This window comes from Pantoea sp. Ap-967 (assembly GCF_011752565.1).
GTDB lineage: Bacteria > Pseudomonadota > Gammaproteobacteria > Pseudomonadales > Pseudomonadaceae > Aquipseudomonas.
Genome location: NZ_VWXK01000011.1, coordinates 53,734 through 71,980 on the forward strand (window position 1 = coordinate 53,734; position 18,247 = coordinate 71,980).

The 18,247-nt window shown below is 49.7% G+C and carries 17 protein-coding genes; 12 read left to right on the forward strand and 5 right to left on the reverse strand.

What is annotated here, in order from left to right:
* Positions 1-6: 6 nt before the first annotated feature.
* The 9 genes from F3J45_RS13695 to F3J45_RS13735 all read left to right on the forward strand — a co-directional run bounded on the left by F3J45_RS13695 (position 7) and on the right by F3J45_RS13735 (position 8,474).
* Positions 7-672, forward strand: coding sequence for a hypothetical protein (locus F3J45_RS13695; RefSeq protein WP_167063113.1), 666 nt, complete (start codon positions 7-9; stop codon positions 670-672).
* Positions 673-697: 25 nt separating this feature from the next.
* Positions 698-1,186 (forward strand): hypothetical protein, encoded by a 489-nt coding sequence (locus tag F3J45_RS13700; RefSeq protein ID WP_167063116.1) that lies wholly within the window; start codon positions 698-700, stop codon positions 1,184-1,186.
* A gap of 180 nt (positions 1,187-1,366) precedes the next feature.
* Positions 1,367-1,966, forward strand: coding sequence for a recombinase family protein (locus tag F3J45_RS13705; RefSeq protein WP_167063119.1), 600 nt, complete (start codon positions 1,367-1,369; stop codon positions 1,964-1,966).
* Between the two features lie 154 nt (positions 1,967-2,120).
* The gene (locus F3J45_RS13710) at positions 2,121-3,776 is read left to right on the forward strand and encodes an AAA family ATPase (protein ID WP_167063122.1); all 1,656 of its coding nucleotides are present in this window, start codon (positions 2,121-2,123) and stop codon (positions 3,774-3,776) included.
* 2 nt (positions 3,777-3,778) lie between these two features.
* Positions 3,779-4,588, forward strand: a complete 810-nt coding sequence (locus F3J45_RS13715) for a hypothetical protein (protein ID WP_167063123.1) — start codon at positions 3,779-3,781, stop codon at positions 4,586-4,588.
* A 168-nt stretch (positions 4,589-4,756) separates the two neighbouring features.
* Positions 4,757-5,110: a hypothetical protein gene (locus F3J45_RS13720; RefSeq protein WP_205300514.1), complete on the forward strand. Its 354-nt coding sequence runs from the start codon at positions 4,757-4,759 to the stop codon at positions 5,108-5,110.
* On the forward strand, positions 5,070-6,962 hold the full coding sequence (locus tag F3J45_RS13725; RefSeq protein ID WP_167063125.1) for a P-loop NTPase fold protein: 1,893 nt from the start codon (positions 5,070-5,072) through the stop codon (positions 6,960-6,962). Before F3J45_RS13720 ends, F3J45_RS13725 begins: the two co-directional genes overlap by 41 nt.
* Positions 6,963-7,312: 350 nt before the next feature.
* Complete coding sequence (locus tag F3J45_RS13730) at positions 7,313-7,783, forward strand: Panacea domain-containing protein (protein ID WP_167063128.1); 471 nt, start codon at positions 7,313-7,315, stop codon at positions 7,781-7,783.
* Complete coding sequence (locus F3J45_RS13735) at positions 7,770-8,474, forward strand: hypothetical protein (RefSeq protein WP_167063048.1); 705 nt, start codon at positions 7,770-7,772, stop codon at positions 8,472-8,474. The genes F3J45_RS13730 and F3J45_RS13735 overlap by 14 nt, the downstream gene beginning before the upstream one ends.
* A 53-nt stretch (positions 8,475-8,527) precedes the next feature.
* On the opposite strand, the gene F3J45_RS13740 is transcribed toward F3J45_RS13735, so the two are convergent.
* Positions 8,528-9,607, reverse strand: a complete 1,080-nt coding sequence (locus tag F3J45_RS13740; protein ID WP_167063131.1) for a PIN domain-containing protein — start codon at positions 9,605-9,607, stop codon at positions 8,528-8,530.
* Positions 9,608-10,608: 1,001 nt separating this feature from the next.
* Between F3J45_RS13740 and F3J45_RS13745 the strand changes: the two genes are divergently transcribed.
* The 3 genes from F3J45_RS13745 (at position 10,609) to F3J45_RS13755 (ending at position 13,227) form a co-directional block, all read left to right on the forward strand.
* A complete protein-coding gene (locus tag F3J45_RS13745) occupies positions 10,609-10,899 on the forward strand; it encodes a hypothetical protein (RefSeq protein WP_167063134.1) in 291 nt (96 codons plus the stop codon).
* Positions 10,900-11,794: 895 nt separating this feature from the next.
* Positions 11,795-12,694: a hypothetical protein gene (locus F3J45_RS13750; protein ID WP_167063137.1), complete on the forward strand. Its 900-nt coding sequence runs from the start codon at positions 11,795-11,797 to the stop codon at positions 12,692-12,694.
* The gene (locus F3J45_RS13755; RefSeq protein ID WP_167063140.1) at positions 12,694-13,227 is read left to right on the forward strand and encodes a hypothetical protein; all 534 of its coding nucleotides are present in this window, start codon (positions 12,694-12,696) and stop codon (positions 13,225-13,227) included. The genes F3J45_RS13750 and F3J45_RS13755 overlap by 1 nt, the downstream gene beginning before the upstream one ends.
* A gap of 393 nt (positions 13,228-13,620) precedes the next feature.
* Here the strand turns inward: F3J45_RS13755 and F3J45_RS13760 are convergent, their stop codons facing one another.
* From F3J45_RS13760 to F3J45_RS13775, 4 genes are all read right to left on the reverse strand, one after another.
* Complete coding sequence (locus F3J45_RS13760) at positions 13,621-14,325, reverse strand: hypothetical protein (RefSeq protein WP_167063143.1); 705 nt, start codon at positions 14,323-14,325, stop codon at positions 13,621-13,623.
* A gap of 544 nt (positions 14,326-14,869) precedes the next feature.
* Positions 14,870-15,055 (reverse strand): DUF2026 family protein, encoded by a 186-nt coding sequence (locus F3J45_RS30515; protein ID WP_370526377.1) that lies wholly within the window; start codon positions 15,053-15,055, stop codon positions 14,870-14,872.
* Positions 15,056-15,496: 441 nt separating this feature from the next.
* Positions 15,497-16,273 carry a hypothetical protein gene (locus F3J45_RS13770; RefSeq protein ID WP_167063149.1) on the reverse strand — a complete coding sequence of 259 codons (777 nt, stop codon included), beginning with the start codon at positions 16,271-16,273 and terminating at the stop codon, positions 15,497-15,499.
* A gap of 47 nt (positions 16,274-16,320) precedes the next feature.
* Positions 16,321-17,982, reverse strand: coding sequence for a hypothetical protein (locus tag F3J45_RS13775; protein ID WP_167063152.1), 1,662 nt, complete (start codon positions 17,980-17,982; stop codon positions 16,321-16,323).
* Between the last annotated feature and the right edge of the window lie 265 nt (positions 17,983-18,247).

Sequence of the window (18,247 nt, forward strand, 5' to 3'; positions counted from 1 at the left end):
GGCAATATGTTTCATACGATGATGGGTGCTCGCGTTATGACCTTATTCGAGGAGCATGAAGCGCCTGAGTGGAGGTTTGTATTTCACTCGCTTAATGTCGAGTGGTTCTATATTACGAAAATTGAATGGCAAGATGGTGAGCCAGTTGGCGAGTATATGATGATGATCGGCGATGTCGCCGAGCTTCAACTATTGCTTTCCGCAAATCTTCAGTCCACCTCGATCTCAAGCATCTATCTGAATACGCCAGGGCATATGAATCTGAGCGAGCGTCGTGAGCAGCATTTGCTGCTAAAGATAGAGGAGGTAGGCGATGTTTACCCTGGCTGTGCAAATATCAATCACATCTATACGATCTGGAAAAATGGGCCTGTAGAAGTTTACTCCGATGAACCTGGAGATTGGATCAACAATGAAAGGGTTGTCCTTTATGACGTAGGGGGGGATTACCTTAAGTCTGTCGAAATTGAACAGCTGGAGTCCGCAAAGCGTCAAGCGTCTATCATGCACGTCGCAGCTCGCATCCATAGGAATGATGCAAGTGCATCGAATTTGTGGCTGCTCACTAGCGTCGCGGAATTGGGTGCGCGGCGGCCAATCGATATGACAACGCCGATGGAATATGACTGGCTTCGCAGCTATATCAATCAAAAATATGCTCTGTCAGTATAGGGGAGGCTGAATGATGTGTCGTGTCATGACTGTTACTGATGAGCATTTGCTTGAAAAGGTGAAGGTGTTTCTGGCGGAAAGGTCCAGGATTAAGTTTGGATACCCAATCTTTCTGCTCCGCTCTTTGGTGTCCTCTCCACGACTCAAAGATGTGTATGTGAGGGACTTCTCGGCTGATGGGTTGATCGAAGTCGGGGACAGCTATCTTGATAAGTGCACAATGCTTTCTGATCAGCCTCAGAAAACCTATGGGATTAGCATCGATCAATGGGAGGCTGTAGAAAGCAGGGCAACATTCGTTGATGAGTTTCACTTTCGTGATACGTCAGTGATTAAGCTTCAAGTCTGGCCGTTTGATCCAAGCAGTTTGACTGCGGAGCAGTTGCGAGTTGCGGTTGCGGTGAGCTTTACCGAACTTGAGATTTTTGATGAGCCGCGCCTCGCATTGGCTTTGGATGAGCTTCTTGAGGATATATCAGTTACGACTGGTTATGAGTACAGGTTCGAACGATAGGTGGTTTTTTCATATCCTCTTATTTTGCTCGTCTTCAGGTTTTCAAAAAGTGTCGCATAAGTCTTAAGTTGTGCGACATCCGTGCCGAGGCCGAAATCTCTAGGTTTCTAGTGTCGCGTAAGTTAGTCGCAAGTTGTGCTATTCTGAAATTGATAATTGCGACATGTGAGGAGTGACAAATTGAATATTGGCTACGCGAGGGTGTCGACAACAGGCCAGGAACTTGATATTCAAAGGGAGATGCTGATTTCGGTCGGTTGCTCCCGAATTTTCGAGGAGAAGATAAGTGGAGCTAAGATTGAAAGGCCGCAGCTAGTCAGGCTGCTCGATCATCTCCGGGAGGGAGATGTACTCGTGATCACCCGGCTAGATCGCCTTGCGAGATCGACGCTTGATCTTCTTTCAATAGCAGAGCGTTTAAATGCGGTTGGCGCAGGGCTGCGATCACTTGCTGAGCCCTGGCTAGATACCACGACCTCGGCGGGTCAGATGATACTGACGATCTTCGCCGGGATCGCTTCATTTGAGCGTTCCCTCATTATTGATCGCACCCGCACGGGCCGAGAGGCAGCGATGCGCAGAGGTGTGAAATTCGGACCCAAGCCCTCCCTCAATGCACAACAGATCGAGCATGCGATGCAACTGGTGGCGGGGGGGAGGCCGGTATCGCAGATTGCATCCCTACTTGGTGTGCACCGTGCGACTCTGTACAGAGCCCTCAATCGCTCAATGCCTGAGGTGCCCAGTCGGGTTGACTGCCTAGGGGAGGTTGACGATTAGCCGTTCCGGCTAGATCTACCCAGGGACACTGGAACCGACCTGAGCTGCTCTTGCCTCTTCGCTCATTCGGAGCGCACGCCATTTCTCAATGCCAAAATGCTAGTATCACGACCTAATAAGGTTGCTACTGGTTAGGTACGGAAAGGAGAAAGGCATGTCATGGAAAATTAAGCTTGAGGACGCTCCCGAAGGCTTTGGTGAGTGGCTCCACATAAGCAGTTCGAAGCCAAATTGGAATGACTTCGGGTACAATTACCATGCTGCAATGTACTTTTCCTTTAAGGGTGCCTTTGTTTACATCAGTGCATTTATATTGCCTCAGAACTTAAAGGAAGAGAAACCCTACGGTTATCTCGCGTATGCTCCAGCAGGGGAGTTGACAGAGTTTTTCACTATTTTATCAAACCCTGATCAATACAAGGACTTAGCAAAAAAGCTTCCCGTGGATGGGTATATTTATTTGCTGAAGAAATTACATGATGTTTCCTATGATCGTTTTATGGGTGTGGGAGTCTACGAGCATGTAATTCAAACTGAGCCGTTCAGGCTCGGTGTGCTTCGTTATAACAAAGCCTACTTATCGTTGGTGAATGGATTTGCCGGATCTTATGTCCGGGCACCTATGGACGACGCCAAAACTCCTTTCAAATTTTCCACTTTGCTTCCAGGGGTGGTGAATTTAGTGGAGCTTGATATAAGTTTTCGTCATCATCAGCATTTTGATGATAGAGTACATTGCCTGATTGGGGTTAACGGCACAGGTAAGACGAATCTACTGGCTCGTCTTGCAGTTGCAGCAGCTTCTAAGGCTAATGAAAATCAAGATGTGCCACCGACAATATTGTTTTCTGATAATAGAACGAAAATTGAGCATGAAAATTCGAGATTAGACTTTTCAGATGCTTTTAGATTCAACCGCGTCGTATCGTACTTTTCCGACCCGGCATCCGCTCTTCCTCGTTTCAGTAGTGTAGGGCCTTTTGAATATCATGCATTTAACACTACTGCCAAAAAAGAAAGCAAAGAGTTTCATCAGAATCTCTCCTATCTTCTCGTCACCTTACTCAGGGCCAGTGATGATCGATTCGATAAAGCGATAAAGGACATTTTTGTCGAGGCCTTATCTGGTATTATGCCAATGGACCTTTTGGCAATCCCTGTCACTACTGATTGCCCCGAATACTGTCGCGTACAAGATTCAATTGGAAGGAATTGGAGTTTTATCAATCAAATGCATGGTGAGCAACGCTCGCTAGACATTTTGGGTACTATTGATACAACTAGAGAGCCAAGCTTGCTTGCTGCTGGTACAAGGCATGTCATAGATTTGAGTAGTGGTCAGCGAAGTATGTTTCATTTTGCTTTGCATTTCTTGACAATGGCGGGTTTTGGGACGCTGCTAATAATCGATGAGCCGGAGACGTACCTTCATCCAAACCTTGTAAGTGATTACATGATGTTCCTCTATAAGATATTGGAACTCACGGCATCGATGGCGATTATTGCCACTCATTCGGCCTATGTCGTACGCGAAGTACCTACTCATTGTGTGCATATACTTGAGCGTAAGGGTCTGAATGCTTCTATCAGCAGGCCGTATCTTCAAACTTTAGGAGCGAATGTGGCTGAGATTTCATTGGCCGTATTTGGAGATAGCACCGTTGAAGCCTATCATCGAAAAGTGACTGAGATAATTTCCAAGACTAATATGACGTTTGATGAGGTTGTGAGGGCATACCAAGATATCTTTAATATTGATATGCTCATGGAGATTAAAGATCGCATGGTCAATCCAGGGGAGTATGATTGATTATGCGGTCGTTCAGTCACTCCGGCGCTATTGACGATTTAAGCACCCTCGATGCATTGACAACCAATATTCCGTTCTTGCACGGTTGCTATCAAGTTATTGAGAAAGCCTATCAAGCTTACATTAATAATTGCGGGTCGCCGCAGTTGAAGGCAATTGGATTATCTCCAGGGCAGACTGTTTGCTTGCATAAGGCTTATGAAGGCGGGGCTCAGAAATATGGGCTTGATTGGATTCCTCAATTAAGAGACGTATTGGTGGGGTCTTGTCCCATGTGTGGAAGTTTGACGCTCGGCACAGTTGAACACTATTTGCCTAAAACGCCATTTCCAGAGTTCTCAGTCTTAAGCTGGAACCTCATTCCTTCTTGCAACTCGTGTAACCAAAAGCGAGGCAGTAAGCATGTGAATGGTATCGGCTACCAGCTACTGCACCCTATATTTGATAAGGTGTTATTGGGGAAATTGGAGCTAGTAACCAAATTCGATACTACGGGGCTGGTGACACAATTAGCGCTCGGGTTTAATGAGCAGTTGTTCAGCGCTCATGAACAGAAAAGGATCGCAGCGCATATAAATATGTGCGTTGATCTACGCGCGTTTAAACTTGCTACTCAGGTTCAAATAAGCATGGTGGCCGCACGCGTTGCAGGCAAAGCTCTGACGAAATGGAAGTCGGTCATCAAAAGCGAGCTAACCATAATGGAGTCGGCTAATGTGGGGTACGGTTGGGGAGCGTCATGCCTGAGGGGGTTGCTCGGAGTTAGCGAGATCCAGTTGAGCAGCATTCTCACGCCGAAGATCTTGAAGTGATCGCTAGCGGCACCTGAGGAGGTAGCGGACGCAGGGTTAGGGAGTGTGCAATCTGTAAGCACCGTGTCGTACGTGCTAAAGAGCAGCAGCAGAAGCTGCTGGATTTGCCCAGCGGGTGCCGGGTTCTTGGCCGCTCTATCATGCTTGTCTCGGCAAGGTGAGAATAGAGTGAGCGTGTCCCATGAGGGTTGTGTATTTTGTACAGCCCTGCAATTCCCACTCGTTGAGCAAATAATGACCTGCTTCTCTTTTCGCGCGGATGCGATCCAAGACGTCTTTGAACTCGTGCTGGCTCCAGGTATGCGGCCTCTCCAACGGCTGACCATTCTGCCAGACCAGCACTTCCCAGACGTCGAAGTGGAAATCGAGACGGATATGCCGGAGGGAGAATTGAGGCGCATCATCGCCGGTCTAGAGGATTGCCACGTCATCGCAGATACTTTCCTGGCATGTGATCTGAAATCGAACGCACTCCAGAGGGGTGAAGATTCAGATCCGCTCCCTGTCCAGCCAGAGTTTTAAGCGAATGGTGAAGAGCTACGTTCTGGAAGCTGCGCGATTCCTCGATTATTACTTGGACGACGCGGTCGAGGCTGAATATGCCGTAATGCTGAGCGCCCCGTGGGGGGCAGGAAAGACCCACTTCGTTAAGAAGTATCTTGAGGAGCGTTCCCGGAGGACATCCAGCGACGGAGGTGTGTGTTACTTGTACGCAAGCCTGTACGGCATCACCTCCACTTCCGCGATCAATGATCAGTTCTTTGCGCAGCTCCACCCCCACCTGACCTCAAAGGCCTCGCGGCTCATAGGCACCATCGCAGGCAGCCTGGCGGAGAAATTCGCCGGGGCCAAGAATAGTGGCCAGATTTTTCAGGATCTGGTTTTGAAGCTGGAAGGCAAGGTTCTGGTCATAGATGATCTGGAGCGGTGCTCCATGAAGATTCCCGATGTGATGGGATTCATCAACACACTTGTCGAGCACGAGCGCCTCAAAGTCATCATTTTGGTCAACGAGGAAGAAATACCCGATGGCCAGCGTGACGAGTACGCGAGACAGAAAGAAAAGCTGATTGGCAAGACGATCACGGTCAAGGCTGATCCGGGGGAGGTTCTGGAAAAACTCCGCTCAGGTCTGAATTCGAGCACTGCTCGGGAGGTTGTTGAGCGTGAGCAGTCAGCGCTGCTGAGCACATTCACTGCTTCGGGTAAGCCGAATTTCCGAAATCTGCGTGCCGTACTTGGTGACTATGAGCGCCTGATCGAGGCCGTTGACCCGCGCTTAAAGGAGAAGCCTGAGGCTCTGAAGCAGCTTTTGCTATACATGATCGCCACGGGTAGTGAATCGCGAACCGGCACATTAACCAAGGAAACCCTCCAAGGTCTTCCGACTACCCGATTTGCCGTTGCACGCATTGGCGCTCAAGGTGCAAAAGGGGCGGGGGAGCAGCCGTTTGAGCTGCTGGCGAGCCGATATCCTGATGTGCAATGGACGGACCCTATCGTCGGTCCGAAGCACCTTAGCGAACTGTTCTTCACTGGCAATATAGAGGTGTCGGAGATAAATGACATACTTGCCCGCCATCCGGATGTAGTTGGTCATGCTGAGGTTCCTGTGTGGAGGCTGCTATGGAATTGGACTCAGCTGTCAAAAACGGAGTACGACATTGCCGCTCCTGAGCTGGTAAGAGCGTTGGCCGAGGGAAGGTATACCCATCCTGGTGAGATCCTGCACAGCGCGGGCATTATTCTGACGCTGCGAGAATATGGTGATCCGCTGCTTGGCCAGGGAGTAGAGGTTGTGGCCTATTTCGCTGGCTACGTGTCTGAGCAGCTTGAGCAAAATACCCTGGAGCCCAACAAAGGCGCATTTGGGTTTGATGGCACGGGCGCAGCTGGGCTGGGCTATTCATCGTTCAGCAGCCCAGAGTTCCAAGCGATTTACTCGGTGGTCAAGCTTGCTTGCGAGGAAATGGGGCGTAGGCGCATGGCACAGGTTGCAGGTTGTTATGTGGCTCGCCTGAGAGATGATCCCAGTAGCTACCCCTCGCTGTACGAATACGGCTTGGAGGATGGTAATTACGGCGGTATCGCCTTCCTTCACCACATTGAAGCCGCCGACTTCGCTAACCTGCTCATCATAGATTCATGTTCGAACGACCATCTGTTTGCGAGTCTGATTAAACGTTTCGAGCACGACCACCCTGCTCGAAACGCGCTTTTGGACGAATATGGCTGGACTGACGAATTAAGAAAGCAGCTTCTATTGATAGTTGATGCAGAGGTCGCACCCTTTGAGGGGATGTTGCGTCAGCGGGTCAATTATTACTTCGGGAAAATAGCTGAGGGGATTGGTCGGTCCTTGCCAAGCGATTGAGTCCCGCTGGGCAATTCAGGCGAGCTTGAAGTTCGCCTCTCGCGCAAGCGGCTGCGCGTCATGAGGGCGACTAAGTTGGAGTAAGAATACGCCGTTTTCATGTTCGAATCTGTGCCTATTCTATAAGTCGAACGTCTCGCCTTTAGTGGTGAGGACACCATGGCGCTGAGGCGCGACAGTTTTACTAAAAGTTATCCTGATCCCGCAGCTCGTTTTATCACCTTCCAGATATTATGATAGTGCGTTTGTAAGTGGTTACGCTTTCTATTTATTGGTTCCTATTGCTGCTTGAGAGTGTGGAATTTAACAGTTGACTATGGTATGATATAGCTATACATGAGAGGTTTTATATGAGCCCAGAACTTGATAGTATTCAGCGCTTTCTAATAGTCCAGCATCGCGAGCTTTTTGAGGAGAGTCCGTCTCCTATGAAGCTCCAAAAGCTTTGCTACTACGCGCAAGGGTATTTGCTTGCGCAGGGGCATGAGCTTTTTTCTGAAGACTTCCAAGCTTGGCAGCATGGGCCCGTTATTCCTGCGCTGTATGCAGAATACAAAGAGTATGGGTGGAGAAGCATTTCGCGCGAAATCGCTGAGGCTAGCGGCTCGATCTCCGACAGTATTGCTAACGAGTTGAAAGATATTGTATCTGCCTATGGTCGCTACGATGGAGCTGCATTGAGCACCATGACTCATCGGGAGAGTCCATGGATTGATGCACGTGGCGGAATCCCTGAGGATGAGGGAAGCCGAGAGGTAATTTCTAAAAAATCCTTGAGGGCATACTTCACAAAAGTTCTCAGCGCCGATGATGTCGAATAAATATGCTGGGCATGCTGCCGCAGCACATGCCAGTGCCTCCGCAGAAAAATTATCGATCTCATTTGAGTATTTAGATCTCACGATGCCTGAATATTTTGTGCATGGCCTAGAGGCTGCGCACTATCAGAAGCTTTTTGAGTGTCTCCACACTATTAGCTCTGCGACCGAGGATCAAATTACTCAACAGACTCATCCCTCGCTAACTCCGAAATCTATTTTCAATCAGACTGGCACTCATGAGCGTTTTCCCGAAGAGGTAGAGCGACGGATTGCTACGAAAATTAAGGGTGAAAAGCGTGCGGGTGTTGGTCAAGAGCAGGGCAATGGAGCGAAGTCACTAACTGATGAGGAGCTGACAGCTGTATCGGCCGCTGAAGCTAAGCGGGTGGTGTCCAAGGCTTTTGAGGTCCGGATCTCAAAGGCTTATGGTAGATTGCATGGAATTGTTTGGAATAAAGCCTTTCATGTGATTTGGATTGATCCGGCTCACAATCTATACCCGCTTTCTACCTACGGAGTGCGATTACATCATCGATATGCGACTGTTCAGGGATATGGTCCTGACAATGTTGCAGCGTTACAGGCGGAAAATCGGTCACTTACCGACCGCTTAAACAAACTTCAGGTCGAACATGATGAACTTTTTGACGCGTACGCAGAAGGACGTGCGGTGACTGATGGGGCTAACTAGCGCTGTGTCAGCCACAACGCCAGTGCTCCGGGTGGGCGTCATTTCATAGGGTACTAATTACCATTAATATCCAGCTCCTTCCTTGATTCTTCGAGGGGGGTTGATAGTTCCACACCATATGGCATGTCGATATCGAAGCTCACTGTGTCAAGTAATTTGTCTTGGTAGAAAATCATCGCTTCTATAGGGATGATTTTTTCGAAAGTTCGTTCAACTAAGGTTTCTAGAACGAAGGGGTAGCTATCATCTTCGTGATCGAATGGGCTGCGATCATAGTCTTTTATGGTTTCGACTGTATCAATTACTACGTTGTACTCGATTTCATATAAGCATTGATCGTTCTCGACATATACAAGATTAGCTCTTACAAAATTGATGCTTCTGATGGTGGTTTCTTCTAGCTCGGCATTCCAATCGCTCGACATGATTTCGTAGTCGACCTCTGGCAGGCGACTCTCTACCACGCTCATGACGTCATCTTTGATTTTGGCGAGGGCTTCTGCTGCGAAGGCTGAAGGTTCGATTGAGACACTTACGTTTACCGCATCTATGAATGTGTCCACGGACTCGCTCAAGATCAGTCCGTTGTCTTCGGCACAGAATTTTTGTAGGTCTTTGTCAGTACTAATAACATGGATCGGAAGGTGCCGTTCCGTGGCGAAGTCTGCTAGCCGCTCCAGTACAAATGCGTCAGCGAACTCTTTCTCTTTCCCGCCTGCGGCAAAAGGGGAAACAACAGAGAAGTATCTTGTAAAAACTCGGCTTGCAGCGACTGTATCTACGCTTATTCGCTCGATTCCAGGGCCGTCCAAAAAATGTGCCCAATTGTCGATCAGGTGCTGCTCAATCTCTTCCGCTGTGATATTCGTGAATATTCCATGGGCAGGCGCGCCCGGTAAGTTTCGGATTACCATCGCCTCTTTCTTAACATGTTTTAAAGCCAAAGCTGCTTTGGCTGACTCCGCACGAATGTGAGATCTGACCTCTGAATCTGTGACATCAGGGACGATCAACAGGATTTCTTCTGCTTCCCTTAGCTTCTTGATGGAGCCTAAGCTATGTGTGAGAAATTGATAGTTCTTGGAGATATAAACATTTGTATCAAGAAAGACTATTCGAGACTCAAGCTTCACTGCCGTCGCTCCCAAGCATAGACGCGTAAAGCAGACTATAACTAGTGGATGGCCATTGGCCAATATGGCTTTTCTTGCCCGTCTCCCAAGCTCGCCTGACACAATCTCCGAAGGGCACCCTCGCCAACTAAAGATCGGGAGTGACTACGGCGGCGGCCTACGACCTACGGCTTCTTCACGGAATGCGGTTCCTAGCAGTCAATGGATGAAGTGCCTTCCGGATAGGCCGCTTTCAGAGCTTGCGAGCACTCTGTCGAGCTATCTGGATCGCGGAATCTCTTGCTGCGAGCTGAATTTGAGGGATTGGTCAGTGGCTTTAGCCGCATGTGTCGTAACCGTAACCCTTCCAGCTTCAGAAACCTGGGCTACGGGCTTCAGCAGCTCAGTCGTTAAACACGCTCTCCGTGCTGGTAGCAGATGCTTCGTCGAAAGGCAGAGCCCCTCCAAGCGAGAGTCTCGCGAATGAGGCGGACGTCAGGCTCTGTTTCAACGCTTTTAGGTATGGCCCTGTGGGGTGGGGGTGCCTTGGTGGCATTACGCTAGCTGAGGGCTCTTCTTGAGCCTTCAAGGGCCATGACTCTGCCGCATCTCATCTTCCCATCCTCGGAGATGGAGGCAAGAACAGGATAGTGAAAAAATCCTTATTTTTCATTGATTTAACTTGACAGGATCTTTATACTGCATTTGATCTTAAGTGCGCTGAGGCGGCGAGTCGAACACCTCCACATGGTTTCCTTCCCAGCGTTAGCTGGGGTATAGCTTTTTTTGATTTCAAATAAAGCATACGCGCGAAAAAATTTTGGTTTCGTCGTGGTGGGATTGCCCCGCCAAGATGTCAGCGCTCACAATCTGGAAGGAACGCAGCTCCAGGCCCAACCCCCACCCCGCTGGGCTCATACGCGAGCCACCGCGAGCGATCTTTCTCGCCCAACCACTCTATGACAGCCACGCCGCCATCCCCAGGCGCTAAAATGACCAAATGTCATACGGAAGAGGTCTCAATGACCACTGATTCTCTTGAAGATGAGATGCGTCGTGCGCTCTTCGGCGGCGCCAGTGAGAAAGTCGAATCACCTACATCGACTACCCAAGCACTTCGGCAGAAGCGGCCTGCGGGGCATTCCTCTAAGATCCGAGTAGAGCTACATGTCACCAATGTTTTTGAGGGCGATTATGAAGTGGTGCACTACGAGTCGCCGGTTCTGAGCGCTCTGGTGGCCGAGATGGAAGCGCGGAAGAAATACGCAAAGAAATACCGTTACGTGGAAGTGGTCTCCACGACTCGGACGTAGTTGGAGGAAGCATTTCTCCTCTTTTGGTTTCCTAGCTATTCCTGCGCCCCAACCTTAGGGAGCCGCGCTTGCCGGCGATGGGCCGCAAGCTGTCCCGGCTATAGATGCCCGTAATGGGTTGATTGCTGTCAGTAGGGGCATGTGGGGCGTAGGATGGAGGTTCTCCCACCACCCCGAGAATAGCTGCCGCTTATGAATGAATCCGTGCGGACAACCGTGAAATGCCAAGACCCAAAGGATGATTCAGGCGATGTCATCATTGATCTCCCTGACAATATCCTCCACGGCATGGGTCTCAAAATTGGTGATTCCCTGACCATGGAATTGTTAGATGGGAGCATAGTGCTAAAGTCCATTCGTGATGAAGACGCCCAGCCCTAAGGCACCTATCGACCCGAAGCGGTCGTTTGCCGAGGTCGGCTTACGACCAATGGCTGCCCTTGGCGGAAACAGCTGACGATCAGAAGCAGCCGCTCAGAAGGGACCGTTTTTCTTCTGCCTGAGATGTCTTACGAAAAAAAGTCAATTTTCCGCTTGCTCTGGGTCAACTGCGGCCATCATTACGTGCCTAGGGCCATCCAACATTATCGCCAAAATTCTCTGCACAGTTTGTCACCTAACGGCAGAAGATTCTTATGAGCGCCCAGACCAGCACAAGGCATCATCTATTAAACGGCACAGCAGCCCTCTCATTGCGATTTTTCACAGCTAAGCGCACCATTGCCTTGTAGTAACGGCCATACTCAGCGAACCCGCCTAATCAGCCGACTGTCAATGGGCTTGAGATGCTCAAGGCATCAGGGATTGCAGTCGGCATGCTCTGCCTAAAGGGGAATCATGTCGGAAGCATCGAGGGCTGTAGAGCATTTCTATGCAATCTAATTGGAGGGGTAAAGTGGAGCCGAGAAACCTAAAAACCTGCTACATTTCTGCGCCAGCAGACATAAATCTTTCACCGCTGCGGGACACTCTCCACCAACGGGATATCTCTGTCTTCAATCCTGATAGCTTTTCTGTAGGCGATTCGCTGAGCCACCTGGCAGGCTCTCATCTCCAGAATGTCGATTTGGTGATTGGGATTTTGTCAAAAGAGCGTCGCTCTGATTGGACACTGTTCGAATTGGGAATCGCGTGGGCCAATAACCGGCAGATTCTTCTCGTTGTTCCACCAGACGCCAATCTTCAGCCCCCTTGGAACATGCCAGGGGTACTAGTGGTTCGTGCGAGTCCGAACGGTGTCGAAGCAATCGGATTCGCGTTGGATCAGTTGATGTCGGCTCCACCAAGACAGTCATTGTCCCTGCCACCGTTGAAATCAGTCTCACTCGGAACATCGGCAAATGCATTGATACAAGCCGCCGGCTTAGCGATTTCAAATAGTGATGGAAAAGGTTTGGAAGATGTTATAGGAAAAGCGCTTGAAGATTCGCATTTGGATGGAATCGTTAGGGAAGCCTTCAACAAAAGCGCCCGCGCCGACTTTGCAGTGTGGGTAGATGCCTTAGCCAGCACTGTGGGAAATCCACTTCTGATAGAGGTTAAGCTTCGCCTTACTGATCGATCATCATTGAGAAAAGCAGCCATGAAGCTTTCAGAGGCTGTTCTGGCCTCAGGGACTCGATTTGGTCTCCTTCTGTATGGGGATGGACCGGGCACTGATGAAACTAGTCATGCTCTACCATTCAACGTACTGGTGCTATCCGCTACAGAATTACTTGAAGATATGCGAACGCGTTCCTTCGCGACAGTTGTCAGCCAATTGCGGAATCGCAGAGTCCACGGGGTAGGTCAGTAATGGCGGCAATTGACAAGTTAATTGTTCAAGCTTTTATTGATGCAGGTAACGCTGCTACAACCACCACCGCTAAAGGAAAGGCGTTGGAGGACCTAATTTGCTACGTATTTGAGTTGGTCCCAGGCATCCATGCCACTTTACGTAATCAAATGAATGTTTTCCTAACGGAAGAGATCGATGTAGCATTTTATAATAATGCTGTGCCCGAAGGGTTCTCTGCCTTGCCAGACGTTATACTTGTCGAGTGCAAGAACTGGTCGGCGAAGTTGGCGAGCGATGATGTTGTATGGTTTGACTACAAGGTACAAAGCCGAGGAATGCCGCTTGGGATTTTCATAACCACTCTTGGCATAACTGGCAATCAAGCAGAGCTGACCCGCGCACATAAGATTATTTCAGATGCCTTGCAAAAAGGACGCCGACTGATAGTGATTACGGTCGCCGAGTTGCAAGCTCTTAACGACACGGACGAGCTAGTCAAACTGGTCAAACAAAAAATTCTTGAGGTTGTAGTAAAGGGAGGGCTCATGTAGGGAGTCAGCCTCATTTACGCGATTGACCACTTAGGGGCGACATTGCCCAATCGCGGACGGCTGATCTCGACCCAAAGCAGTCATTCACGGACCGCTTCCGGCTAGGTCCGGTCATTTTGTCAATATTTCAGGGGCTTCACGATTGAGCGCGCCAAGCAGTAGGGCGTTGAGATGTTTCGCATCGAGTCCAGCATTTGGGGTCGATTCCCGGCGAGGCGCTGGCTGATGAAAAACATCGAAAAGCAGTAAATCTTTACCCTTGCTCTGTCGAATAGTGGTTGAGGCAGATGAAAATCGGCCGTCCTTTTATAGAACGTCTGCCGGGCCTGCGAGATGGATAGATGCCTCGCAGGTCTAATTCGCCGGCTGAATTTAGAGCGCTTGCGAAGCCGATTATACCTGTGCGTATTTAATCGGTTTTCGCAGTAGCGCAATCTTTTTCGCTTGAATTGACCAGTGTTGGCTCTTGATTGTGAAGTTTTCGAGGTCTGCAATGTTCTTGAGATAGTCTCGCCCAAATCCGTTATTTGGTGATTGGGTCAGATCTCTAATTAGCTTCCCTAGAAATTGGTGCATATCTAGTTGTCGCCGAATTTGAACTGAGTCAAGTTGGTCAAGTTTATTTGTTAGGTCGCTGTTGACTCCGGTAGACGAGCTATTTAATGCTTTAACCCATTGGCCGTGCGCAATTTTATTTCTAAGTTTGCTTGGGCCGTCAATGTGTGTTTTAACCAGTAGTAATAATTTATCTAGACGGGTCTTAATGTTTGGGTCTGTGTTCGGGTCGCCAATTTTTTGAAATGCCAGGTTTATCATCTTTTTCCAAGCTTGTGTAATTCCGTTGTTCTTGGCTTGGATAATGGATTGGATTTCAGTACTGGAAAAGCCGTTGGGGGTGTAAGCGATTTGGAGGAGTTGGGCTTCAGACCAAGCAGAATAGAGTAGTGCCATAATTTTAGTTTTGGCATTGATCTGGAAGTCATTACTTTTGCGCAAATCTAGATTGATATCTCTGCGATAAGAATCTATCACCTTTTTTAGGTGTCTGACATTTTCGCTCTGAGCCATGTAGATGGCTAGAATTTCAGAATCATTCATTGAGTGGCTCGGGTGGGGGAGGAGGGAATCGAACCCCCATCTTTCCACAAGTTAATGTGGAACGCATTAGCCATATTATGCTACCCCCATTGAGCCTTTCCGCGATGCCGATGGAGCCTAGCGTGCTGGAGCGTAAAGGCGGGATGGATCTTATCAGACGTCGGTGCCTGCCTCTACGGGCACCAATACTTAATCTGAGCAAAAATCCGAAATTTTTTCGCTTGCGCCATGGGGCAGTTCCGGCCGTGCGCTGTTGGATTGTGCGGTCACGCGTTTGCTGGGTGGATTGCACATCTCCTGGTCCGCGGATGTGGTGCTTTTTAGCAAGCCGAATGGCTCTATGTACGCAGGAGCACATTTGTACTCCTATATTCGCTTGCTTGGATGTCGAGCTATATTCATGGGTGATCCAGCTTTTGAGCGTACCGACGCTCATGCGTAGTCGGCTGAGGATCGCGGTGCCGCTGGGATGGCAGCTCACCAGGCGCCGGCGACGGACGCCTCTTTAAGCTTCACCTTGGCAGTTTTTCCTTACATATCCCCATCATGATCCATGCTGAGACTGGCTTCGGTGGCGTACATACCATGCCACGCAGAGGCTGATCACGTCCTTGTGTAAGAGACTCTGCGTGACCCTCTGCTCCAGGTAGTTCGTCAGCTCTAAGTTTGGGTCGAAGAAGAAATCCCAGTTTTTGCTTAGCCCCGCAGGGCTCGAACTCATAGAGTCAATGCGGCGTTAAAAGGATCTCGGAGGGGTGATGAAGTCGTGCTTGGAGGATTCTGAGATCTCGTGCAGATCGGGCTCATGAAATCCAGGGCCCAGTTCGTCATTCATCCGAAACCATTTGCTTTTCAGAAGTCCCTCGGATCGAAAGGCCAAATCGGGAATCAAAGTAGATCGGAATGATGAGAAATACGTGCCGATTCGCTGATGGCTACGGCTGAGGCTGGGCTGCCATATCGATGGTGAAGCGTTCGGAGCACCTCGGGAAGGTGTCAGAGCGGTCGAACGCGAGGGAGCCGTGGAAGCCCCTGGCAGCGTTCCGCGTAGCGGGTTGGAACAGGGCCTTATTTGGGGTCGATAAAACGCTCGAATGTATTGGGAGGCTGGCCTTTGGAGGACAACACCCACACTCAGATAACCCTGTTGGAGTTTGAGGGGCAGGGTCGCCTAAGCGTCATTCGCCTTACGATCCTGTTCAACAGCTTTCATGAACCAAGACGGGGGCTCGATCTCTTCTTGGCTATAAATATTTTCAGGAACGCTTGCCCAAAACTCAATAATGGCCTGTGAAAACTCTTCGACCTGGGCTTCTGTGACCTGGAGATGGCTATGGTTCAGCCATTCAATCTCTGTAGCAGGTAGGCCGAGTTTCGAATTAATGGGGTCGATCAGATATTTTGGAAAATTCTGCTTAAGAGCTTCAAGTGATCTCCCATCCCCGTGTTTGAAAACGTTCACGACGCAGCGACATTGATTTAGAAGACTTAGATTTTTAGGTAGGTGTGTCGACCAGCCCAAGCTCGCAAGCAGCGCCATAATTTTTGGAAAGTCTGCTCCCCATATAGCTGCTATCGTCCGAGGACCGATTTGCCAGCGACGTATTTCGTCCGTCATCCATTTTTTTAGGTTTTTCTCCCAAGCTTGGTACATTCCTGCTACTACGCTAAGTCTTGTTTGTTTCTGCATTTCATCCAGTTGCCGGTAAAACTCGATAACAACGTCTTGTGCGTCTTCGTAGATGGAGCCCTCATCGTCTCGGTCTGGATCAAAAAACTCACTCCGACGGTCGAGCCATGCCTCCGCTGCCTTATCGGCGTCAGCATCGATATTGTTGAACTGGCTCATCAGGCGAATACGGGCTTGATTTATGTAGAAACAATGTTGTTGTATCAGAAATTCTCGGTATGGATTCCACATTTGCATCAGCACCTCTGGTTTCGGCATTTTTTCACCTCGTGTATGCGTCTGATGGTGTATTTAACTTTGGGTGGCTAGCGATGCATGAACCCAGTATGGGGCTCAATTGGCGGAAAGGTTTGAGGCGGAAGGGGTGGTGCCTCTACAGCGGGAGCTTTCGACCTGTTCTTCGCTTTCTGGGCTTTGCGCTTCTGGCGATCTTGAGCTTCCTCAAACTCCTGCATTGGGTGCGTCACAAAATGCTGGCGGTAGGTCTTCAGAAGGCCAGCTTCATTGCTGGATACCGCTTGAGCCAGGACATAGTCAGCATCTCGCAGCTGGATTTCGATTCTTGGGTTCTTCTTTTGTGCATCCTTGACCATCGCAATTGCGTTTTCGGACAGCTTGCCACTCGTCCATAGCTCGTATCTTTGGGAGATGTTCGTCCACTCCGAATGCGCCTTCACAAAGCCCCTGATGACAGGTACGCGTTTGTTGATCCACTTCTCCACCTCATCGTCACTAAGGGTACTGATCGGATGTATCCCTTTGCATTCGATGAAGATGACCTCATGGTTCGATCGGTGAGCTAGAACGTCGATTTCTGCCTCAGCACCGATAGAATCTCGGACGATCCTGTTCATCTCCTGGGGATATCCCAAGAACGTAGACCGCGCAATTTGGGCAACCGCAAACTCGAACAGGCTTCCGCGTAGTGTTGATGCGGCGCCCTCAATTCGGGAAAGGTCGTTGAAGATCTTGTCCAGAGCTTCAGGGTTCTGGGTGAGCTTCGCTGTGTCGCTCAGTACCGTGCAGAGATTTTTCAGCGCCAATGCCACATCACGGCCAAAAAGGCTTTCAGTTGTCGCTGGAATAATTCCCTTTTCTTTGAGAAGAGCGAATGCCTCGCTTTCATAGCTTTCGGCGACAAACACCTGTAGGCATTTATTTACTTTTTTGAGATTTCGCAGCGTGACGCATTTGTTGACGAAACCGGCCAGTTGATCCGCTGTCACCCTGCCGTTCAAGGCGAGGTCGCATACAAAGAAGCCAGGCTTGATGGTGGTGCTGGTGTATTCTCGCATCGGAAATAGATATGAGGGGCCCGCTAAGTCCCAATTAAAGGTCCCAACCTTGGGCAGCCCTTTCGAGCCATCGTCTTCACGGGTTTCCACCGAGTCGTAGCTGACCATTCCTAAATTGCGCGACCAATCCTTCACCGCTAGAAGCGTAACCTTCTCGGCGATCAGTCTGCCTTTCATCTTTGCCCATAAGGACGTCACTTCGAGCATTTGGTGGTGATCGCATCGGACCACGCAACATTCCCCACCAGGAAGGTTTACCTCCTTAACGAGGGTCGCCTTAACCAATCGCTCCAGCAGGCTTTCGGCTGCGATGTGCTTTTTCTGGGCGACAGGGGCACCACAGGCGATTAGAAAATGCGTTCGGGGCATCACGTTTCCTCGAAGCGCGAGAGCCTGTAATGCGGAGAAGTAGGTGCTCCGCGTTTTCTTCATAGCCCCCATCAAACTGTCGAAGAAAAATGGAGAACCGTAGTCCTCGCACAGATAGCTGAAGCGTGCTCGATGAGGGAAGACAATGTGGTTGAGTCGTGTCATGCCAACACAGCCGCGTTCGACTCGTTTCCTGGCCGCTTCAGGGGTGAGCCCACAGCTGGTTTCAAGCAGCTTGGATAGATCGCTGCTTAGCATGGGACCATTTTTCTTCAAAAGGTCGATGAGCGCATTGTCAGCCATGATCGTTCTCGGTGAATGTCACACAGCGCTATTTATACTCCTTGTAAACAAGGTGCGGTACGTTCTTCGAGCGCGTACGCCTCAGGCTAGGAAATTCGGGGGTTTCAGAGGCGCAGGGGCCACTTTTTTGTTGAAAATGTCACAATAGCCGCTCAACACTCATCGTAGATCAGAGAAGCGAAGGTGGTTGTTTACGCGCTCTGTGCCGCTCAGGGGACTTTTCCGTATCGAGCCTGTGCCAGGCATCCGCTGGGCTCATCCCGGC